Genomic DNA, 20,657 nt, shown 5'->3' on the forward strand with positions numbered 1-20,657 from the left:
GCTAAACCTGAAATGTATGAACGTGGATGTTCACGAACAATTGTCTGCGAAAGAGCCTGTGATCGCTTTGATTCGCTTTATAAGGAGTTATCTCACTAAATGTGTGGATTTGCTGGTGTTTTATCCCGAGCTGATTGGTCTAGTATATCCGAAAGGCTATTAGCATCCATGTGTGATTCAATTGCACATCGAGGCCCTAATGATCGTGGTACTTGGTATGATGCAGGAGCAGGAATTGGATTCGCTCATACTCGTCTTTCTGTAGTCGATTTATCCCCGGCGGGTCACCAACCTATGAGCTCGGCAAGCGGTCGGTATGTTATTGCCTTTAATGGAGAAATATACAATCATTTAAAACTGAGAGAACAACTAAAAATCGAGACTTGGCGGGGCCATTCGGATACGGAAACATTACTTGCAGGTTTTGAAACCTGGGGCATTGAAGAGACCCTTAAACGCAGTATTGGGATGTTTGCCTTCGCGCTTTGGGATAGGCTGTCACATACATTAACCTTAGCTAGAGATAGAGCAGGAGAGAAGCCACTGTATTATGGTTGGAATGATAATACCTTTCTCTTTGGTTCAGAATTAAAGGCCTTGAAAATTCATCCCCATTTTAGAGAAGAACTTGATGAGGGCGCCTTAGCTCTTTTTCTGCGTCACAATTATATTCCAGCACCCCACTCGATTTATAGAAATGTGAGTAAATTGCTTCCTGGAACGTTCCTGCAACTGTCACTTGAAAATCCTCAACCGATAATAAAAAGTTATTGGACTCTTGCGGGGATTAGCAATGTAGAATCTTTCAAGGGGGACGAACGTGAAGCAGTGGATGAATTGGAACGGCTTACAAACGATGCCATTGCCCAACAAATGATTGCCGATGTGCCTCTTGGCGCTTTTCTTTCTGGAGGAATTGATTCTTCTACAATAGTTGCCTTGATGCAAGCGCAATCGACACGTCCCGTACGAACTTTTTCGATCGGTTTTCATGAAAAGCAATACAATGAGGCTGCTTACGCTAAATCAGTTGCGGAGCATTTGGGAACGCAACATACGGAATTGTATGTTTCCACTGAGGATGCCCTGGCGGTAATTCCCAGACTCCCTTTTTTATATGATGAGCCTTTTTCTGATTCATCACAAATCCCCACTTTTCTGGTTTCGGAATTAGCAAAGCAAGAAGTGACGGTTGCATTGACTGGTGATGCCGGCGATGAACTGTTTTGTGGGTATAATCGTTATAAGATGACCGCTCAATTTTGGGGAAAAATTAATAAAATACCCCTGACTGTAAGAAAAGCGGCTGCCAAATTAATTAAAAACTTTTCCCCAATGACGTGGGATAGGTTTGCTTCGGTCCTTCCTTTATTGGGGCGTTATCCTCAGACGGGATTAAAGCTTCATAAGGGGGCGTATGTGCTAAGTAGTGTCAATGCTCAAGAGGCCTATCGCACGCTTATTTCGCATCATGAAACGCCATACTCCCTGCTCACTGCTGAAGGAGCTGAACCAAATACGTTTATGGATGAAAATCTGGTGCATTTCACCGGTTTAGGTGAGATCAGCAAGATGATGGCAATGGATTTTATTTCCTATCTACCTGATGATATTTTAGTGAAAGTAGATAGAGCGGCTATGGGGGTTTCTCTTGAAACCAGAGTACCATTTCTTGATCATCGATTGATTGAGTTTGCCTGGAGTTTACCTTTATCTATGAAGTTAAAAGACGGGCAAACTAAATGGCCGCTTCGCCAAATATTATATCGTTATGTGCCAAGAGAGTTAATAGAACGGCCAAAAATGGGTTTTGGTATCCCCTTGTCGGATTGGTTGCGAGGACCTTTGCAAAATTGGGCAGAGACTTTGCTTGATGAACAGCGCTTACATCAAGAAGGTATTTTCAATTCGCAACCTATACGCGACATGTGGAAGCAGCATTTAAGTGGTAAGGGAAATTTTTCTGCTTTATTATGGAATATTTTGATGTTTCAGGCATGGTGGGAAGCACAATAAAAAGCATAATAAAACTGTTGGTGAACAGAACGCGGAGTATTTTGCAAAGAAGGTAAAGTACTCTCTAAACGTTGTTGCTACAGTAACGAGTACAATGCTAAAATTGAAGCTTTTATAAGCGGTTGTGGTAATTTAATTTTTAATATAATTTTTTTTCACGATCATACCGAACTTATTAATGGAGAGTGTATTGGTATTTTATGAAGAATAATACTCATAAAATTGCTATGAATCTGGAAGATATCTTAGTAGGGAGTGACTTATAATGCCAAAATTTTCCAACAAAAGTCATCCTCCAAAATTCCTGTTAATCTCCAGTTTTACTGATTCAATTATTAACTTTCGTGGAGCCTTAATTCAGCAATTGAATCTTGATGGAGTTGAGGTTCATGTTTGTTCTCCGAACATTAAAGTCCCATCCAAAACACGAGACACCTTATTGTCGATGGGGGTGAACCTTCATGATGTATCGTTGCAACGCACAGGAAAAAATCCTTTTGTGGACTTAAGATACTTTATTTCTTTAATTAAAGTGATTCGTAAAATTAAACCGGATTATGTTTTAAGCTATACGATAAAACCGGTTATATATGGAACATTAGCTTCCAGACTTTTAAAGGTCCCTAATATAACCAATCTGATTACAGGTTTAGGTTATCTTTTTATAGGCGATAAAACGCATTGGTTTTATCGTCCTGTCATGTCATTGTATCAGGCCGCGCTCAGGTCTTCGCGTTTAGTCATATTCCAAAATAAAGACGATCGAGAGTTATTGATTGAAAAAAAATTGTTATGTCCTACTGTGAAAACGACCGTAGTGAACGGTTCCGGTGTAGAGCTTGAGAGGTATACTAAAGCACCTTTGCCAACTGGTTTTCATTTTTTATTAATTGCACGTCTATTAGTAAGTAAAGGAATTCGAGAGTACGTTGACGCAGCTCGATTAGTCAAGAAAAAATATCCGGATGCAACATTTACGATGGCAGGCTGGATTGATGAAGGACCGGATGCTATTTCGAAAAAAGAGCTGAATGCTTGGATTGACGAAGGAGTAGTAAACTATTTGGGGTTTCTCGAAGATGTACGCGACGCAATTACATGCTGCAATGTTTATGTCCTCCCCTCGTACAGAGAGGGAATGCCTAGAACTATTTTAGAAGCCATGGCTATGGGACGTGCTATTATAACAACGGATGCTCCTGGTTGTTGTGAAACTGTAGAAGAAAATGTGAATGGATTTAAAGTTCCGGTAAAGAGCGTAGATATTTTGGCTGAAGCTATGTTCAAATTCATTGAAAATCCATCTTTAATTCAGCAATTTGGAGAACAATCGAGAGATTTATCCGAAAAAAAATATGATGCTGATGTGATAAGTAAAAAGATGCTTGACGAGATAGGAGTACGATTTTTTTGCAATGGGTAACCATTCCGCTCCAAATATAGATAAACTAACACATCCGGCCATCAATACGCCCCTAAATGGGTATTATAACTTGGAATAAGCTTTGGTTTTTTATATCATACACAAGCTCGTTGTTTTTGAAGTAGCATTGATTGATTTTTTCTTTCATTCTTGGATAATTAATGACTAAGAAATTGCAACATATTCGTGTGGCACGTGTGTCAACAGTGCTTCTTTTTATGACAACTCATTTGCGCTCACAACTCGCATCAATCAGTGATGCGGGTGCAGAAGTTACTGTTATTTCCAGCAAAGATGGGTTATCTGAAGCGATGGATTCAATCCAAGACTGTAAGTTCAAAACCATAGATATCCCGAGAGAAATTAGCTTGATTAAAGATACCATCGCTTTAATCCGCTTAACAAAATTATTTTTTACTGAGCGTTTTGATATCATTCATTCTACGACCCCTAAAGCCGGATTCCTCTGTGCATTAGCTGCCAAATTCGCAGGCATTCCCATTAGACTTCATACTTATACCGGCCAAACCTGGGTTAGCTTAAAAGGGCCCAAAAAGGCAATAGTCAAATTTTGCGATAAATTGATTAATCGATTGAATACTCATTGTTATGCAGACAGTGCGAGCCAACGTGAATTTTTAATTCAACAGAACGTAGTTCGTCCTTACAAACTCTCAGTCTTAGGGAGTGGCTCTGTGGCAGGTGTAGACATTAATCGTTTTTCGCTGGAAAATTTTTCAGAAGTGGCAAAGCAGCAAATTCGTGACTCACTGAATATTGATAAGACAAGCTTTGTACTCCTTTTTGTTGGAAGGATCAATCGGGATAAGGGTTTTTTTGAGCTGATAGAGGCAGTTGGCCGTCTAACCACAAAAACTAAAATTACCTTAATTATTGCCGGGTGCTTTGAACAAAATATTGAAGAAGAAGCGCGTCGTCATGTACAAAAGCATTGTCCAGATAAAGTTATTTTTACCGGATTCTATTCCAAACCAGAAAATCTCATGGCTATTTCTGAAATTTTATGCCTTCCAAGCTATCGAGAGGGTTTTGGAACAGTCGTTATAGAGGCTGCTGCAATGGGTGTTCCAACTGTAGCAACCTCCATTTATGGATTGACGGATGCGATAATAGATGAGGTTACCGGTTTATTGGTAGAACCTAAGAATGTGCCTCAATTAGCAACAGCCGTTGATCGACTGATTGATGATGCTCCCTTAAGAAAAAAACTCGGTGAGAATGCTAAGAGCAGAGCGATTAAGGAGTTCGATAGCCGCCATTGCGATAATTTACTGGTTGATGAGTACCACAAATTATTTACTGAATCAAAATTATAACCCTCATAGATTTCCATTTTGTGCTCTGTTTATTCTGTAGTATATCGACGAAAGGGGTGAGTTAAGGGGCTGCCGAGCGTTCTTTGCCCAGATTCATTTGAAATTTATTAAAGTACAATCGCAAAATAGAAATTTCGATAAACACACGCAGTATGTACCAAAAATAAACAAAAAGCATGCTATGATTTTGAACATGCAGCTTCAAACAGAGGAGTACAAATAAGGCGCTAAACAGATCGACCAATCCAGTGAAGGTAACTAGTCTTGCATTATGAATAGAGCGATTGATCTTAAAATACACAATGCGGTGTAAAGAGGAAAAATAACAAGAGACGATGCTAATTAACAAAAACTGCAGTCCCACAAAATAAAAGTTTAAAGTATCAATAGAACAAATCGAAAGCAAAGCTAAAATAAGAATAAAATTTAAGTGTTTGTTGTCAATCAATTCCAGAAAGCGATCTTTGGCGCTCCCCGGACTCCAAGAACTAATTTTCATCCCAATATATGAATCTACAAATACAAAACGAAATGTGATAAGGCACTTCATAAATAAAGAAGTTAGCGTTAAAAATCCCTGACCGAGTTGGAGAAAAATAAGTCGTCCTACAATTTGAAATAATTGTTCTCCAAGTACCGAAATACAATGGCGTAATAAAAACCATAAGTCTTCAAGGCATAGTGGCATTTTTCCTGGAGCATAGTTTTGAATGCGAATGAAGGTGAGTAAAAACAGTTGGATAGTATGAATCAAAACAAATGTAAGTAAAAAACACAAAACAAAGAAATGTGTGGGTAAAAAGGCAAGAGTAATTACTGCTGGAATCATCAGAAAACTGGGGGTCACGCTAACCAATAGCGAAGACAAATAAGCACCAAAACGCTGTTTGTGAAAAACCAGTAAAGAAACAAATAAATTTAGAAATCCGCCCAAAGCAGCTAAAAACATATAATAAGGATTCAAATTGGGTTTGATTACCATCATGAATCCAACAAAGAACATAATAAAAACAAAGACTACAGAAAGTAATAAGCAGATTAATTGTTTGAAAGGTCGAACTGCAATTAAATTTAAATAGGTAAGCCTTAAGGGATCCGAGAAGAAACAAATGACAAAATACAGTGATAAATAAATCTGTAATATATCATTTAAGGTACTAAATCCAAATATAAAAACAAGTAATACATCTCGTAACATGCCAAGACTAGCACTGCTTAGGGATAAGAGAATCCCTAAGCTATGACGATTTATTTTTGCTATTCGCTTTTTTATATTAATCATTTACGCTCTTTGGAGTTTCAATGCATTTGTTCTCCATGCAATTTTCTTGAATAGCTGAGCAGCGAAATCATATAAGAGAGGAGTACCTAATAAGAGGAGAATCCAATCCGTCATCAGATTGTGTCTCATTGCAGTACCATACGCTATGGTGCCCAGTGAAAAGATGAAACTAACGATAAAATACAATGAGAGTAATATCAGCGGAGATTTGATCGATTTTTTATAGAAAACCATACTCAATTTGATTGCAGAGCAGAAGAATATAAGTCGAGCAATATAAATTAAAGACAAGATCAAATTCAAAAGGGTCCATTTACCCGTCACTAATACAGCTGGTAAAAAAGCATAGTTCAGGTACTCGCGTAGGGACATATAGCCAAATTGAAATAAATTTTTGGGTACAAAATTACCTTTATCATAATTAGTTTTTGCGTTAAACAAACTTGCCATATACTCAGGGCTCAGTACCTCAACATCCCCATAACGAAATTTGGCTACAGTTTTGTAAATACCCAAGGAAGAAATAGTTTGGGATAAATCCTTAGCCACCGCAACAGTCATGTAATTATTGTTATAAATGATATTAGAGGTATTCGTACTTTTTTGTTCCATAAGTCCTTTGTTCATACCTGCAAATACCATTACTAAAAGTAAAACAAAAGGGAGATAGATCAAGGAAATATATTGCTTTAATTTTTTGGGTTGCATTAACTTCGCAGCGTTTTGCTCGCCAGTTTTATCCTTTGCTGGAAGGATGAGTGCGAGAAAGAAAAACACTGGAAGGCAAAAAAATAAACCTTTATGGAGCAAACACATATAAAGTATGAGTAAAAAAGACCCACCTAGATATGATAATCGAGTTGCAATTGCAAAGCCATCCGATTTAAAACAGAGCAAACACTCGATTGCGAGCAGCAAGAAAGTCAGTTCGAAAGGCTCGCGCAAAATGACATTTGTCCAAAGAAGGGATGCAGGGGATAGGGCGTAAAGAAGCAAAATCGGAATTAAATATGTGCCTAGTTGGTAGTATCTAACAATTCTCATCAGAACAAAACAAGAAGCCATAAACATGACTAAAGAGATTTCTTGTCCAAACAACTGGGAGTTATTTATTTTATAAAATAATGCCAGTAAATTTGAAAAAAATGCTGCATCGGTGCCAAAAGAAAAATAATTTCCTTCGGCGATGGTTTTTGCAGTAAGCTGAAAGGTTGTAAAATCAATGTCTTCAACATAACTCGGATATTTTATAAAATAATATAAGGCGATGATTTGATGAATGAATAATATGAATAATAATATGCCTTTTGTTTGAGAATCGAGTTTCATCCTGTCTATAAAATAGAAGCTTCCACCCAGAAGGAACCATCCCATCCAATCATTAGGATAAAAATACATCCCTCCCATTAAGAGTATTAATCCTAAAATAACAGTTATTTTATTTTTAAAAAGGAGCATGATAAACCCTTGTATCGATTAAGCTGATTTCAATTTTTCATGGAAATGTATTTAGAAAAAATATTCCATTACCTTATCAGTTTATGAATTAATCCCAAATGTTTTTAGAAAGAAGAACAACTTTTAATTAGAACGAACATTTCTGAGAAAATGACGCGATCCATGCATGTTTGATTTGAATAGTGCTCATATTATCCCATTTGGCGAAATAATTCTTTGGCTTGATGATGGCACAAATCAATTTAGCCTTCAAGTGCCAAAGCAACAAACAGCAAGAGCTCTTGGCCATATACCTTTAAAAAAAACGATGAAGAGGGGTGGTGCTTAAACCCTACTAGCTTGCAACATGACTTCCTCAAGAACCTGGCATGTTTTATCAATTTCTGATTTCAATAAACTTGGATGCACTAAAAACATCAGGCTGGTTTCCCCAAGCCTGGATGCAACAGGTAGCCGATTATGAGGGCGCCAACCCGTATTATCAAATGCTTTTTCCAAATACACTTCAGAGCAGGTACCGTGATAGCAAGGAACCCCGCGATCACTTATTTCTTTTAAAATGCGGCAACGATTCCAGCCTGTTGCCAGCTGACTTTCCTCTACAAATACATAACATTTGTAAGCGGCATGAGTAATTTCATCGGGAATTTGCGGTACTCTTAATCCTTTCAAAGTCGAGGCCACTTCACAAATTTGTTTTAAGTTTCCAAGCCTTTGTTGATGCCAAACCGGCATTTGTTTAAGTTGCATACGCCCAATCACCGCTTGAATTTCAATCATCCTGCCATTAGTACCAAAATTTCGATGTAGCCAGCGAAAGGTGGATTCATGTTCCTCGTTATACACTGCATCCCAAGATTTTCCATGATCCTTGTATGACCACATAGAGGACCAAAGCGTATCATCATTGGTAGTGACCATGCCCCCTTCGCCACCGGTGGTCATAATTTTATCTTGGCAGAATGACCAGGCACCGATGTGACCGATTGAACCAACAGAACGACCTTTATATTTGGCTCCATGAGCTTGGGCACAATCTTCTATCACATAGAGATTAAATTCTTTAGCTAATTCGAGAATTGGGTCCATATCACAAGGCCAACCAGCAAGATGCACGCAGATTATGGCTTTAGTTTTAGGAGTTACTACGGCCCGAATAGTTTCTGCAGTAATGTTTTGGCTGTCTTCATCAACATCAGCAAATACCGGTATCCCCCCGCATAACACAACGGAGGACGCCGAAGCAATGAATGTGCGCGAGGTCACAATCACTTCGTCTTCTGCTTTAATGCCAATCGCTTTCAATGCGACATCAAGTGCAATTGTGCCATTAGCTAATGCAACAGCATGTTTTGTGCCAACCCAAGCTGCGAATTCTTTTTCAAATTCTCTGCATTCATTCCCAGTCCAATAATTTACTTTATTCGAGAGAAGAACCTGATGGATTAAGTCCGCTTCTTCTTTGGAGTAGTTTGGCCATGGTGAAAATGGGGTATTTAACATGTTTAATCCTTTGAATTTTCTTTATATATTTTTGCTGGTACACCGAACGCAGTGCAATGATTTGGCAAGTCATTCACAACAACTGAACCTGCCCCTACTAGGACTTCTGATCCAATCTTGATGCCTTGACGAACACAAGCGCCAATGCCGATCCAGCTTAAATTTCCGACCTGCACATTTCCGGCTAAATTGACACCAGGAGAGATATGCACTGACAGTCCAATACTGCAATCATGCTCTATGATTGCGCCAGTATTAATAATCGTTCCTGCCCCAATGATGCAATCTGGATTTAATACTGCTCTGGCAAAAATTACAGATCCCTCTGCGATCTGGGCTGAGGAGCTAATTATTGCTGAGGGATGAATAATGGTTGCGATGGGGATATTTTCATTAAAAAATAGGGTCATTTTCTCCATGCGAACGGCATTATCGCCAATGGCAATAATAACCCCATTGAATTCTGAAGCACGCGACAAAAGAGACTGCGTATTTCCACTAATTTTCAGCCGTCCGACTGTTTCAATATGGGGCCATCTATCATCAAAAAATGAAATATTTTGCCAACCAGAGCAAAGCGCTGCATCAGCTACAACTTTAGCATGTCCACCAGCACCCAGAATGGCAAGTGATTTCATGAATTATTTCCTGTAAATTTTTCATTACTTACGCTTCCTTGGCTCGTAATTCCTTCGCGTATCAATACTTTTTTTATGGTTAATAAGAGGATTTTAATATCTAAATAAAAAGATTGATGATCTACATACCATAAATCCAATTTGAATTTATCATCCCAAGTTAAGGCATTACGGCCATTGACTTGAGCTAATCCAGTAATTCCTGGTTTCACATTATGGCGTCTTTTTTGCTCGTTATTATAAAGAGAAAGGTATTCTATTAATAGAGGCCTTGGCCCTACAAAGCTCATTTCTCCTTTAAGCACATTCCATAATTGAGGCAACTCATCTAAACTGGAGGCCCTCACAAAATGGCCGAAGCGTGTTATTCGATCTTTATCCGGCAAAACCTCACCTTGTTTATTGTATAATTCTTTCATTGTTCTAAATTTTATTAACTGGAAAGTCTTACCATGAAGTCCTGGACGGTCTTGACGAAAAAAAATCGGTGAACCCAAGTGATAACGGGTTAACAATGCAACAATAACCAGTATGGGCATAAATAGGACTAATAAGATACTCGCTAACAGTACATCGAAAAAACGCTTAAGCAAAATGACTTCTCCGCATCCAGTTCTTTATTCTGAGGAACAATAGCATAAGATTTTGCACTCTTTCTTACAAGATTTAAACAGTAAAAGATTCTTGGAGCCCGTTGAATTATAAACCAAAAAGAACATGAGAATCCGGCTTCAAATCGTATTACCCCAGTTTCTGTGCCAAATCGCTTAAGACGCGACTCCCGGTACAAAACATCGCTACCTTCAATTCATATTCTATCGTTTGCATGCATAAACTGACTTGCTCTGCTGATTCTAGAGCTGCTTCAAGCATAGGCCTTGCATAGCCGACAGTTGTGGCACCAAGCGCAAACAGCTTGGCGGCATTTAACCCGTTCAGCACTCCGCCTGAACCCCAAATTTCAAAGGAGGGTTTGAGCTCTGCCGCGTGCCTTACCGATGTTGCGGTATCAATTCCCCAATTCTGAAAAGTAATGGCCGCTTGTTGTCGAATGGGATCATGCGTTGCTCTATGCCCTTCAATCCGTCCCCAATGGGTTCCTCCTAGGCCACCTACATCAATTGCGGCAATACCTATCTCATTTAAGCGCCTCATGGTTTCACGTGAAAACCCGCAACCGGTTTCTTTAACGATAACCGGCAAAGGAAGATTTTTAACTGCATCGGCCAAAGCATCCCAGCACCCTTTATAGTCTGTTGTTCCTTCCGGTTGCATGCATTCTTGTAAGGGATTGCAGTGGATAATTAAGGCATTAGCCTGCAAGGCATCGGTTAAGCGTTGAATATCGCTTAAGGAGTAAGTGATTAATTGGGCAATTCCTAAATTACTGTACAAGCTGACTTGGGGAAAATCACGGCGTAAATGCTGCCACTCAAAAGCCGCCTTAGGATCAGTCAGTTCACGTCTTTGAGAGCCTACACCCATTGCCCAACCATTCAACGCACACGCTTCAATTAGATTATGATTGATGTGCTTTGCACGACGATGACCAGCGGTCATGGAACTAATAAGAAAAGGTTTTTCCACGACCTGACCAAATCGAGATCCTTTGATACTCACTTCATCAAAATTTAAATCCGGTAGGGCATCATGGACTAAATGGATGCTATCAAATGTACTCAGCTCTGCAGTTTGGTTTTCAGGCATTAAGGCTAATTTAATGTGATCTTGTTTGCGTTGTTCAAACTGCTCATAGTTATTCGTCATGGATTTTGCCTGTTTTACAATTGACCTAATGTTTGGTGCATGGATATGGCCGCATTGGCTACATCGACTCCTTTGTGTCCGGCTTTTCCACCTAACCTATCCCATGCTTGCTCTTCATTATCTGTCGTCAGTACGCCAAAAAGAACAGGGATATTATACTCTAATGAGACTTGCAAACATCCTTGGCTCACCATATGACACACCAGATCATAGTGACTGGTCTCACCACGAATGACTGCACCTAAGGTAATAATTGCTTGTACCGACTTTTGCATGGCAAGGCGTTTTGCAACTAAAGGAATTTCTACTGCTCCGGGAACTTCAAATAACCTGATGTCTTGTTCATTAAAGCCACGTTTCAGAAGCTGCGATATAGCTCCTTCTTGCAGCGCTTTCGTGACTTGACGATTAAACACACTGGTGATGATCGCAATCGGGAATGAACTTACTATGCTATCGTCTGAGATTGCTGTAATTTGCATAATCTGTCTCTCTTATTTTTTTGCTGTTCGTTGTAATCCGTGCAATTTAACTTTTTATGTCTTTATTTTCCACTTATTTACTTTGTGACGACCGTATTTTGTGAAATAATTATACTGTTTTTTTGCCTGAAAACCTAATTGCTTCAATTGCGAGGAACAACTTATGAGCACAGAGCGACTAATTATTGGAATTACTGGTGCATCAGGCATGATTTATGGAATACGCCTTTTAGAACTCCTCAAACTGACGTCAATTGAAACGCATTTGATAGTCAGTAAATCAGCCCAACTGACGCGTAAATATGAAACTAATTTATCGCTCACTGATTTGAAGGCATTAGCTGATGTCTATCATTCTTGGAATGATGTGGGGGCGAGTATTGCCAGCGGTTCTTTTCAAACATTGGGCATGATCATTGCCCCGTGTTCCATGAAGACCTTGGCAGCAATTGCGCATGGAACTAGTGATAATCTGATCGGTCGAGCAGCAGATGTGACTTTAAAAGAGCGTAGAAAACTAGCGATTATGCCGCGTGAATCTCCTTTGCATTTAGGACATTTGCAAAACATGGTATCACTGACCCAACAAGGTGCTATCATTTGTCCCGCTATGCCTGCATTTTATACTAAGCCAGAAACTATTGACGACATAGTTAATTACAGCGTGGGTAGAATACTTGATCTTTTTAACATCGATGTGGGAATAGTGGAGCGTTGGCAGGGTTAGGGCAGGAAGCCCCTCTCCCACGAATGGGAGGGCGGCTGGGGTGAGGGTTCATTTGCAAAGCAACTAATACCCTCATCCGCCCTAACGGACACCTTCTTCCCTAGGGGAGAGGGGAACTTCTGACGTACTATAGCTTGATTTTGTTGGGATTAGCTCTTAGTATTGAGCTCAACCCAATCCGCATAAGCGTCAATAAATTTTTGTAGGAACTTTCGGGTGTCTTCTTTGGCAATGTTCCCTTGTGCGTCAAATAAATCTCCTGCCCCTCCGATATAACTCTCGGGTTGTTGAAGGGTTGGTATATCTAAGAAGACAAATGATTGTCTTAAGTGGTTGTTCGCTCCAAAACCTCCAATCGCCCCAGGTGATACACTGATTACGGCACCTGGCAGCTTGCTCCAAATACTCTTTCCATAAGGTCGAGAGCCTACGTCGATTGCATTTTTAAGTACACCTGGAACTGAACGATTGTATTCTGGAGTGACAAATAACACGCCTTGATAGGTTTTCATTTGTTCACGAAATTGAACCCAGGCAGCGGGAGGTCGATTTTCGTCATCCAGGTCCTGGTTATATAATGGCAAATCACCAATTTCAACAATGTGTAAACTTAGAGATTTGGGTGCAAGAGAAATAAGCACTTTTGCCATTTTTCTATTGTAGGATTCTTTGCGTAAGCTGCCAACGATGACCGCTATTTTTTTACTCATATACCTCTCCTTGTAGTATTTTGGGGCGACGGTAAATGGTCGCCCTGTATCAAGGAACCGTTCACCGAGAATTTTATATTCATATGCTCCATTATGGGCTATGTGTGTATTTGTATTATTGCTTATTTTAGTAATTAGTCCAGTATTCGGGGGGCGTATATGAAAATACTGGGCATTGAGAGCAACTTGCTAAGACGCATCTCGTTTTAGAGCTTAGTGTATTGAGAATTTTTAAAAAGAAAAACCCCCTATCCACTAAAATATTGTCATATTTTAAGCAAATAGGGGGTTTAGTAAATGATTTAGACTACTTCAACTTCTTCAGCTTGAGGACCTTTTTGTCCGTTGCTTGGCTTGAACATTACTGTTGCACCTTCAGCAAGAGTTTTAAACCCGCTGCCTAAAATTGCACTGAAATGCACAAAATAATCTTTACCGCCACTTTCTAAAAAACCGAAACCTTTGGACTCATTAAACCACTTTACTGTACCGCGAATTTTTTCTGACATGTTAATTTCCTAAATTGTTACCAGCACATTGTAGCATTATTTTATTAATTGTGCTGTTTTTTTATTAAATTTTTTTAACTTTTTTTTCATTTAACGCAAAAACAGAAAATAATGCCCCACCATCATAGTGGATTTTGGTTAAAAATTCTAATACTTTACAATCTTTTAGCCGTTTTCATTGAAAAGCATGCAGGATGGCTTTAAAAATCTTATAAACTTCTCTTTTCTGGAGTTTCAATCAATTCAAGCCCATCTTCTTTTGTTAAAAAAGTAAAAATGATCCCTGAAAAAAAAGTCAGAATGCCAAGCGTGAGAAACGTCTCATGAAATATATGAGTGGATAAAACATGATTTACGGAATATTTGTAAGTAAAAAAACTAAGCAAGATTGCTGAAATTGCCACACCAAAACTTTGAGCCAATTGTTGGGTGGTACTCATAATGCTGGTCGCCGCACTCATATTGTTTTCTGTGATGTTGGCATATGCGAGTGAGTTCATCCCCGTATACTGTAGCGCGATTAAAAATCCATACACAAAAGTCAAAAAGGCAATAACATACACTGAAGTAGATTGGTTAATGGAAAAAAAGGACCAAAGAGACATACTCACTAAGACTGTATTGATAATGAGTAAATTTTTATAGCCAAGCCAGCGAAGTATATGGAATGATAAAGGTTTAACCAAAAAAACACCCACAGCAATTGGAGCAAGCAATAGACCGGATAGACGAGGTGTATAACCTAAAGCAATTTGCAAGAGTAGGGGCAATAAAAAAGGAACACCTCCAAAACTGAGGCGAGCTAATAAATTTCCTGCAACTGAAATAAAAAATGTACGGATATGGAACAGTTCTACTTTAACAATAGGATGCTTTCTTTTATAGGAGTGTTTGGTATATCCCCCCAATAAAAGGAATGCAATAAAGAGTACTGTAATGGTCTCGGTTACCCTTGCAGTCGATTCGCTAACCATCGATAAACCGAAGGTTAAGGTAGCCAGGCCACTGCCAAAAAGAATAAAGCCCAATTTATCCAGTGGAGGAACCGGGCGAGGGGGCATGTAAGGTAATAATTTGCTTGATAAACCTACAGCAATTATTCCAACAGGGATATTGACCCAAAAAATCCACCGCCAGGAAAAGCGATAGGTAATAATTCCTCCCAATAATGGCCCAAGCATCATGCCTAAGGAGGCAACCATGACGACGATACTCATTTTGGCGATTAACTCATGTCGCTCACAGGTTCGTAAAATAATGAGACGGCCAATGGGCATAGTTAATGAGCCACCTAAACCTTGAACGATACGTGCGGTAATTAATTCCCATAAATTATTGGTAAATCCGCACCAAATGGAGCTCAAAGTAAATACAGAGATAGCCGTCATAAAAACGATTTTTATACCAAATTTGTCAGCGATCCAGCCACTAATGGGAATAAAAATGGCCAAACTCAACAGATAGCTAATCAGCGCTAATTTTAGATCCACAGGATTGACATTTAAACTCTCTGCCATCACGGGAATTGCGGTATTAATGATGGTCGTATCCACTGCTTCCATAAACATGGCAAAAGAAACAATGAATAGGATGATATTTTTTCTCATGGGTTCAGTATATCAATAAGAGATAAATTAAAAAAATCCTCTCTCCCACTTATGGGAGAGGGGATGTCTTAGCTACCTTCGATGCCCCAGACTTCAAGCTACGATTCACTCAATAAACTCTTCAGTCCGGCTAAATGCGATTTCGCCAAATTTTTTGATTGTTCCTCGGAGCGTTCGACATTTTTACCAAACCACTCCAAATGCTCAGGGGGTAGTTCATCCAAGAATCGACTGGGCAAACAGTCTTGCAATTCTCCGGCCCGACGTCTTTGTTTGGCTAAGGTAAAGCATAATCCTTTTTGTGCCCGTGTGATCCCAACATAAGCCAAACGTCGTTCTTCTTCAATTTGATCTTCATCAATGCTGACTCGATGGGGTAATAACTCTTCTTCCATACCCACCAGATAAACATAAGGAAATTCTAACCCTTTTGATGCGTGTAAGGTCATCAGTTGTAAGGTCTGATTGTCTTGTTCATCTGCTTGTTCCAAGATGTCGATCAAAATTAATTTGTTGATGACTTCAGCTAAACTTTGCTCTGGATTTTTAGTTAACAAACGTCCTACCCACTCCAATAATTCCCAGACATTGTCCATCTTTTTCTGAGCCTTTGCTGGAGTGTCACATTGTTCGTAAATATAGGCCTCATACCCACTGTCTTCGACCATTTGTTTTAAAAGCTCAATAATCGATCCATTCATTAATCGTTTTTTGATTTCTTCTATCCAAGATTTAAAAACAAGCAGTGCAGCTCGAGGTTTTTCTGCAACATACTCACTGAGGGCAAGATGATCTGCTGCATTATAAAGGCTAATCCCGCGGTTTTGGGCATAATGTCCTAAGGCATCAAGACTGGACTCGCCTATGCCACGCTTGGGCGTGTTAATTACTCTTAAAAAAGCGGCATCATCTGCCTCATTGCACAACAATTTCAGGTAGGCAAACACATCTTTGACTTCTGCTTTGGCAAACCACGATTGACCACCACTGATGTTATAAGGAATACCATAATGGCGAAGTACTTTTTCAAACACGCGTGATTGATGATTACCGCGGTATAAAATGGCGTAATCACCATATTCTGTTCGGGCGCGTAGTTTATGACTAATTAAATCAGCAACGACCTGCTCTGCTTCATCATTCTCATCCTTACAACGAATAACACGTAAAAGTTCGCCGTGGCCAAACTCGCTCCATAATTTTTTTTCAAATAGATGTTGATTGTTGGCAATGAGGTGATTGGCGGTATGTAAAATAATGTTCGTTGAACGGTAGTTTTGCTCTAACTTAATTATCTTTAATTGAGGGTAATCCTGCTGTAATTGTTGCAAATTTTCAGGTTTAGCACCCCGCCATGCATAAATTGACTGGTCATCATCACCTACTACAGTGAAACGGGCTTGGATTCCAGTTAATTTTTTTACTAAAAGATATTGGCTGGTATTGGAGTCTTGGTATTCATCGACCAATAAGTGGCGTATTTTGTTTTGCCAATATTCTGCTACCGATGGATGTTCGGTCAAGAGACTAACGGGAAGACGAATTAAGTCGTCAAAATCAACTGCATTATAGGCTTTTAGTGCCTGCTGATAACGCGGGTACAGGAGGGCGGCTTCCTCATAATAAGGTGCATCAGCAGGGTTTTTAACGACTTGCTCTGGCGTGAGAAAATCATTTTTCCAGCGCGAAATTCGCTGTTGAATTTGAAGAATAAATTCGCGTTCCGTTGCTTTATTTGTAGGTAAAAAACCTCTTAGGATTTGTAAACAGTCTTCACTGTCAAAAATAGAAAAGCCTTTTTTCAGATCACATAAAGCAAGATCATGTTTAATCATGCTTAAGCCTAAAGTATGGAAGGTTGCTACCTTTAAACCTCGGCGATTTGCTGCTGGCAGAACGGCTGCAACGCGAGCACGCATTTCATTGGCTGCTTTGTTCGTAAAAGTTACGGCACATACTGTGTTGGCGGCGTAGCCGCAAGTATTAATTAAATAGCCTATTTTTTGCGTTATGACTCGTGTTTTACCGCTTCCAGCTCCAGCAAGAACTAATAAAGGTCCATCAATATAACGTACCGCTGCCATTTGTTGGCTATTCAACATCTTAAGGGGTTCTCACTCAAAAAAGAGCAATTATTGCCCGCTTAGGCAATTGAATCAACTACTAATTCATGGAGCGTTCGACATCAAACTCTTCTTCACTATCAATTTCAATGAATTCGGGTTTGGTTTCAGGCTCCTTTGATTCTTGAATACCAAAAACAACCTTATCAATGGTTTTAAAGAGGGGGGCAAGTATGTTTTTATCTATCATGATTTAGTCCTTTAAATTTTCAGAGGGAGGTTCTAAAAGCATAGTTCAAGATAATTTTTTCTCCAGGAAAATTATAAAAAAATTATGTTATACTTTGCACGGCCACAGTCCTCTTGTGGTTTGCCGACATTTTATTTGAGTCTGTTATGAAAGAATCTGATACCCTACAACGCTTTATTTTTGAGCATGCCAATATTCGTGGTGAAATTGTCCATATTGAAAATACTTTCCAAACGATTATGAGCCAACGGAACTATCCTCCGATGGTTAAAAATTTGTTGGGGGAGGCTATCGTTTCCTGTCTGCTTTTGGCATCGAGTATTAAATTTCAAGGCAGTTTAAATTTGCAATTTCAGGGCGATAAACGACTTCCTTTATTATTGGTACAATGTGACCATGAGTTTAATGTACGAGCTTTTGCTCAATTTGCTGAAAATCTGGAAACCAAAGAATACGCTACCGCTTTTCTCGAAGGACAGATGGTCATTACCATTAATCAAAACAATCAAACGAACTCTTACCAAAGCATGGTTCCTATCCAATCAACATCCATGGGTGAGAATCTAATGAATTATTTTGCTCAATCCGAACAGGTATCGACGCGTGTTTGGTTGGCTGTTAATGAGAGCGCAGCAGCGGGGATGTTACTGCAATTAATGCCAGGCCAAGATACGATACAAAGAGAACAATTTTGGGAATATGCCGTCCAATTAGGTCAAACAGTCAGTGAAATTGAGCTCCTGACTTTAGATAATGAAACATTGCTGCATCGTCTTTATCATGAAACGGAACTACGGATATTTGATAGCCGTAAAACGCAGTTCAAGTGTCGCTGTAGCCTGGAGAAAATGAAACAGGTATTGAATGTTTTAGGTGAGGAAGAGGCACAAGAATTATTAAAAGAACAAGGTGAAGTAGCGATTCGATGTGATTTTTGCAATAAGAAATATACTTTTGATCCGATTGATGTAACGATGATATTTCATAAAGGATAAATTGTTGTGGGAAGGTCGGGCCTTGACCCCACAAAAGCGCCAATGTTCATTTGAGGAAATGTTGGGCCAAGGCCCAACCTACTCTAGCGGGTTCAGAATGATTCATTACAGGCAATATTTATTCGGGTTTCTCTTCATACACAGGTTGGCGAAATAAAATCTTAAATCCGATACAAAGATATCTCCTTCCTTTTCCATCACAAAGATACGTTCAGGTTGTAATTCAAGATAATTGGATGCTTTTAAAATCGAGTGATAAATGGTGCCTGCAAAAGAGAAAATCCATTTGTCTAAAAAGGGTAGAATCACCTCGGGGTTGTTCGAATAAAATCGTTGATAAATATCGGCAATTAATTCCTTTCTCATTTCAAAATTACTTTTAAAATAAAGATTGTTCCGATCCTGGCGGTAAAGCATCATGGGAACTTGGTTGGGATTGTTTTTTAAACCCGCATTCAGATTCATCGATACAATAACACCTTTGGCGCTCTCAAAGTCTAATGTTGATGCATTAAATAAATTGTATCCATTATATTCTTGCAGATAGGCTTTTAAATAATCAACGGCTTTATCGGTTAATGGATCAAAATAACTCTGGATAGAAAAACTTACCGCTTCTTCATCGGGGCTCTCCTGATCATAACTGCAATTGATGTACGTGTTGTAAGTAAACAAATCAGGGGTGATTTTTTTTGAAAAAACACGTTCAATTTCATTTTCCACTTCTTCGCAACTGAGACCCATTCCCTTGACATTCCCTCGAACACGCACGATTTGAGTTGGAAAATCAACGGTTCTTTGAGTCATTTGCTGCAAATTGGGTCTTACTTGCTCATTACTATAATGTCTGACTACGGTATTTTTATTCTCAGTGACGGGAGAAAAAATAAGACCATCTAAACCGGGATCCGAATGAGCAAAAGCAAGAAGGGGTGATAAACACAAAGTGCCTAATAAACAGCTTATTTTCATAATAAACTCCTTTTTTAATGAATTAGAATTTCATTCCAATGTTGAGCAGATTTGAAAAGCTATTGGGTAATTACTCTAATCTGATGGCAAGGTATATCTTATCGGGTTTTAAGATCTGATCCCATGGTTAATGTAAATGGCAGAACGTAAGGATCTATAGTAAACCTTTAAATAAGATCTTTTAAGAATAGTCGAAATCATCCATCACGTATTTTTGCTTATAATTTGATTTAATAGTTTTAAATTGGCTACCAACAAGGTATTATTGCCGCTATTTTAATCAACGTGGCAATTACAATGACAATACTGGCTGTTTGTGGACCTATAGGCAGTGATTTTAAAGGGCTCAGTGAGCGATGTTATTCTTTATTAAAGCAAGAGACCACCGTGCTCATTGATAGTTCTAGCTTTGATTCTATGGAGTTACTCCTCGCTGCAGTTGAAAATGCTCAGCGCGATGTTATTGTTTTTGGGCCTGATATTTTTTTAGAAGAAAAATTACGAGCAAAATTTGATATCAAGGTTTTTGTGGAAATGGATTCAGATCTGTGTTTGAGCAACTATTTAAAAACATTTAAATCATGTGCAGAGAATCTTGAACAACATTTGAATGATTATTTTAGTCTAATTCAGCCCTTGAATGAAAAAATAAGATTTTCGGCCAAGTTTGCGAATCTACGACGTCCACAAGCAAGTTCAAATGATAAATTAATTGACTTGCTTGTCGATGAAAAAAGTAAGACTTTAAATAAATACCAAATTTCTCTACCTAGAGATATGTTTTGGAAACCAGCATCTCAACAGCAACCAACTGATTCCAACAAGATGGTTGATTCAGTTGAGTGTTCAAAATCAGAATTCAACTGGGATCAGTAACTACACTATTCTTATAATCCACAAGTCTCGGCGCTCAATATT

General features: G+C 38.9%; 20 protein-coding genes. 7 read left to right on the forward strand and 13 right to left on the reverse strand.

Features of this window, described 5'->3' with window-relative positions:
* Nucleotides 1–99 precede the first annotated feature (99 nt).
* The 3 genes from asnB (at nt 100) to EL022_RS04140 (ending at nt 4,776) form a co-directional block, all read left to right on the forward strand.
* Nucleotides 100–2,016 carry an asparagine synthase (glutamine-hydrolyzing) gene (gene asnB, locus EL022_RS04130; RefSeq protein ID WP_028382495.1) on the forward strand — a complete coding sequence of 639 codons (1,917 nt, stop codon included), beginning with the start codon at nt 100–102 and terminating at the stop codon, nt 2,014–2,016.
* Between the two features lie 265 nt (nt 2,017–2,281).
* Complete coding sequence (locus EL022_RS04135) at nt 2,282–3,439, forward strand: glycosyltransferase family 4 protein (RefSeq protein ID WP_028382496.1); 1,158 nt, start codon at nt 2,282–2,284, stop codon at nt 3,437–3,439.
* Between the two features lie 161 nt (nt 3,440–3,600).
* A complete protein-coding gene (locus tag EL022_RS04140) occupies nt 3,601–4,776 on the forward strand; it encodes a glycosyltransferase (protein WP_028382497.1) in 1,176 nt (391 codons plus the stop codon).
* Nucleotides 4,777–4,837: 61 nt separating this feature from the next.
* Here EL022_RS04140 and EL022_RS04145 read toward each other — a convergent pair whose 3' ends face one another.
* Both EL022_RS04145 and EL022_RS04150 read right to left on the reverse strand, forming a co-directional pair.
* The gene (locus EL022_RS04145) at nt 4,838–6,058 is read right to left on the reverse strand and encodes a hypothetical protein (protein ID WP_028382498.1); all 1,221 of its coding nucleotides are present in this window, start codon (nt 6,056–6,058) and stop codon (nt 4,838–4,840) included.
* Nucleotides 6,059–7,516: a hypothetical protein gene (locus EL022_RS04150; RefSeq protein WP_028382499.1), complete on the reverse strand. Its 1,458-nt coding sequence runs from the start codon at nt 7,514–7,516 to the stop codon at nt 6,059–6,061.
* Between the two features lie 166 nt (nt 7,517–7,682).
* Between EL022_RS04150 and EL022_RS16035 the strand changes: the two genes are divergently transcribed.
* Nucleotides 7,683–7,844, forward strand: coding sequence for a hypothetical protein (locus tag EL022_RS16035; RefSeq protein WP_155832676.1), 162 nt, complete (start codon nt 7,683–7,685; stop codon nt 7,842–7,844).
* Here the strand turns inward: EL022_RS16035 and EL022_RS04155 are convergent.
* The 5 genes from EL022_RS04155 to ribH all read right to left on the reverse strand — a co-directional run bounded on the left by EL022_RS04155 (nt 7,841) and on the right by ribH (nt 11,906).
* Entirely contained in the window at nt 7,841–9,019 is a 1,179-nt protein-coding gene (locus EL022_RS04155) for a DegT/DnrJ/EryC1/StrS family aminotransferase (RefSeq protein ID WP_028382500.1), read from the reverse strand. The genes EL022_RS16035 and EL022_RS04155 overlap by 4 nt on opposite strands.
* 2 nt (nt 9,020–9,021) lie before the next feature.
* Nucleotides 9,022–9,657 carry an acetyltransferase gene (locus EL022_RS04160; RefSeq protein ID WP_028382501.1) on the reverse strand — a complete coding sequence of 212 codons (636 nt, stop codon included), beginning with the start codon at nt 9,655–9,657 and terminating at the stop codon, nt 9,022–9,024.
* Complete coding sequence (locus tag EL022_RS04165; protein ID WP_028382502.1) at nt 9,654–10,250, reverse strand: sugar transferase; 597 nt, start codon at nt 10,248–10,250, stop codon at nt 9,654–9,656. Before EL022_RS04165 ends, EL022_RS04160 begins: the two co-directional genes overlap by 4 nt.
* Nucleotides 10,251–10,398: 148 nt before the next feature.
* Entirely contained in the window at nt 10,399–11,424 is a 1,026-nt protein-coding gene (fni, locus tag EL022_RS04170) for a type 2 isopentenyl-diphosphate Delta-isomerase (RefSeq protein ID WP_028382503.1), read from the reverse strand.
* A gap of 14 nt (nt 11,425–11,438) precedes the next feature.
* The gene (gene ribH, locus EL022_RS04175; RefSeq protein WP_035901351.1) at nt 11,439–11,906 is read right to left on the reverse strand and encodes a 6,7-dimethyl-8-ribityllumazine synthase; all 468 of its coding nucleotides are present in this window, start codon (nt 11,904–11,906) and stop codon (nt 11,439–11,441) included.
* Between the two features lie 163 nt (nt 11,907–12,069).
* On the opposite strand from ribH, the gene EL022_RS04180 reads away from it, so the two are divergent.
* Complete coding sequence (locus tag EL022_RS04180) at nt 12,070–12,633, forward strand: UbiX family flavin prenyltransferase (RefSeq protein ID WP_028382505.1); 564 nt, start codon at nt 12,070–12,072, stop codon at nt 12,631–12,633.
* 149 nt (nt 12,634–12,782) lie between these two features.
* On the opposite strand, the gene EL022_RS04185 is transcribed toward EL022_RS04180, so the two are convergent.
* The 5 genes from EL022_RS04185 to EL022_RS16040 all read right to left on the reverse strand — a co-directional run bounded on the left by EL022_RS04185 (nt 12,783) and on the right by EL022_RS16040 (nt 17,772).
* A complete protein-coding gene (locus EL022_RS04185) occupies nt 12,783–13,343 on the reverse strand; it encodes an NADPH-dependent FMN reductase (RefSeq protein WP_028382506.1) in 561 nt (186 codons plus the stop codon).
* 302 nt (nt 13,344–13,645) lie between these two features.
* Nucleotides 13,646–13,852 (reverse strand): cold-shock protein, encoded by a 207-nt coding sequence (locus EL022_RS04190; protein ID WP_028382507.1) that lies wholly within the window; start codon nt 13,850–13,852, stop codon nt 13,646–13,648.
* 209 nt (nt 13,853–14,061) lie between these two features.
* Entirely contained in the window at nt 14,062–15,459 is a 1,398-nt protein-coding gene (locus tag EL022_RS04195; protein ID WP_028382508.1) for a DHA2 family efflux MFS transporter permease subunit, read from the reverse strand.
* 98 nt (nt 15,460–15,557) lie between these two features.
* Nucleotides 15,558–17,561 carry a UvrD-helicase domain-containing protein gene (locus EL022_RS04200; RefSeq protein ID WP_028382509.1) on the reverse strand — a complete coding sequence of 668 codons (2,004 nt, stop codon included), beginning with the start codon at nt 17,559–17,561 and terminating at the stop codon, nt 15,558–15,560.
* Nucleotides 17,562–17,622: 61 nt separating this feature from the next.
* The gene (locus EL022_RS16040; RefSeq protein WP_164715635.1) at nt 17,623–17,772 is read right to left on the reverse strand and encodes a hypothetical protein; all 150 of its coding nucleotides are present in this window, start codon (nt 17,770–17,772) and stop codon (nt 17,623–17,625) included.
* A gap of 146 nt (nt 17,773–17,918) precedes the next feature.
* On the opposite strand from EL022_RS16040, the gene hslO reads away from it, so the two are divergent.
* A complete protein-coding gene (hslO, locus tag EL022_RS04205) occupies nt 17,919–18,767 on the forward strand; it encodes an Hsp33 family molecular chaperone HslO (protein WP_028382510.1) in 849 nt (282 codons plus the stop codon).
* Nucleotides 18,768–18,872: 105 nt separating this feature from the next.
* Here hslO and EL022_RS04210 read toward each other — a convergent pair whose 3' ends face one another.
* Nucleotides 18,873–19,739 (reverse strand): Lpg0189 family type II secretion system effector, encoded by an 867-nt coding sequence (locus tag EL022_RS04210; protein ID WP_028382511.1) that lies wholly within the window; start codon nt 19,737–19,739, stop codon nt 18,873–18,875.
* Nucleotides 19,740–20,036: 297 nt separating this feature from the next.
* On the opposite strand from EL022_RS04210, the gene EL022_RS04215 reads away from it, so the two are divergent.
* Complete coding sequence (locus tag EL022_RS04215; RefSeq protein WP_035901353.1) at nt 20,037–20,615, forward strand: nucleoside/nucleotide kinase family protein; 579 nt, start codon at nt 20,037–20,039, stop codon at nt 20,613–20,615.
* The last annotated feature ends 42 nt before the right edge of the window (nt 20,616–20,657 follow it).

It is taken from the genome of Legionella cherrii (assembly GCF_900635815.1).
Taxonomy (GTDB): Bacteria; Pseudomonadota; Gammaproteobacteria; order Legionellales; family Legionellaceae; genus Legionella; species Legionella cherrii.

What these genes read in the sequence shown, in the direction of transcription:
- asnB (WP_028382495.1), top strand. Translation starts at nt 100, where the DNA reads ATGTGTGGATTTGCTGGTGTTTTATCCCGAGCTGATTGGTCTAGTATA.
- EL022_RS04135 (WP_028382496.1), top strand. Translation starts at nt 2,282, where the DNA reads ATGCCAAAATTTTCCAACAAAAGTCATCCTCCAAAATTCCTGTTAATC.
- EL022_RS04140 (WP_028382497.1), top strand. Translation starts at nt 3,601, where the DNA reads ATGACTAAGAAATTGCAACATATTCGTGTGGCACGTGTGTCAACAGTG.
- EL022_RS04145 (WP_028382498.1), bottom strand. Translation starts at nt 6,058, where the DNA reads ATGATTAATATAAAAAAGCGAATAGCAAAAATAAATCGTCATAGCTTA.
- EL022_RS04150 (WP_028382499.1), bottom strand. Translation starts at nt 7,516, where the DNA reads ATGCTCCTTTTTAAAAATAAAATAACTGTTATTTTAGGATTAATACTC.
- EL022_RS16035 (WP_155832676.1), top strand. Translation starts at nt 7,683, where the DNA reads ATGTTTGATTTGAATAGTGCTCATATTATCCCATTTGGCGAAATAATT.
- EL022_RS04155 (WP_028382500.1), bottom strand. Translation starts at nt 9,019, where the DNA reads ATGTTAAATACCCCATTTTCACCATGGCCAAACTACTCCAAAGAAGAA.
- EL022_RS04160 (WP_028382501.1), bottom strand. Translation starts at nt 9,657, where the DNA reads ATGAAATCACTTGCCATTCTGGGTGCTGGTGGACATGCTAAAGTTGTA.
- fni (WP_028382503.1), bottom strand. Translation starts at nt 11,424, where the DNA reads ATGACGAATAACTATGAGCAGTTTGAACAACGCAAACAAGATCACATT.
- ribH (WP_035901351.1), bottom strand. Translation starts at nt 11,906, where the DNA reads ATGCAAATTACAGCAATCTCAGACGATAGCATAGTAAGTTCATTCCCG.
- EL022_RS04180 (WP_028382505.1), top strand. Translation starts at nt 12,070, where the DNA reads ATGAGCACAGAGCGACTAATTATTGGAATTACTGGTGCATCAGGCATG.
- EL022_RS04185 (WP_028382506.1), bottom strand. Translation starts at nt 13,343, where the DNA reads ATGAGTAAAAAAATAGCGGTCATCGTTGGCAGCTTACGCAAAGAATCC.
- EL022_RS04190 (WP_028382507.1), bottom strand. Translation starts at nt 13,852, where the DNA reads ATGTCAGAAAAAATTCGCGGTACAGTAAAGTGGTTTAATGAGTCCAAA.
- EL022_RS04195 (WP_028382508.1), bottom strand. Translation starts at nt 15,459, where the DNA reads ATGAGAAAAAATATCATCCTATTCATTGTTTCTTTTGCCATGTTTATG.
- EL022_RS04200 (WP_028382509.1), bottom strand. Translation starts at nt 17,561, where the DNA reads ATGTTGAATAGCCAACAAATGGCAGCGGTACGTTATATTGATGGACCT.
- EL022_RS16040 (WP_164715635.1), bottom strand. Translation starts at nt 17,772, where the DNA reads ATGATAGATAAAAACATACTTGCCCCCCTCTTTAAAACCATTGATAAG.
- hslO (WP_028382510.1), top strand. Translation starts at nt 17,919, where the DNA reads ATGAAAGAATCTGATACCCTACAACGCTTTATTTTTGAGCATGCCAAT.
- EL022_RS04210 (WP_028382511.1), bottom strand. Translation starts at nt 19,739, where the DNA reads ATGAAAATAAGCTGTTTATTAGGCACTTTGTGTTTATCACCCCTTCTT.
- EL022_RS04215 (WP_035901353.1), top strand. Translation starts at nt 20,037, where the DNA reads ATGACAATACTGGCTGTTTGTGGACCTATAGGCAGTGATTTTAAAGGG.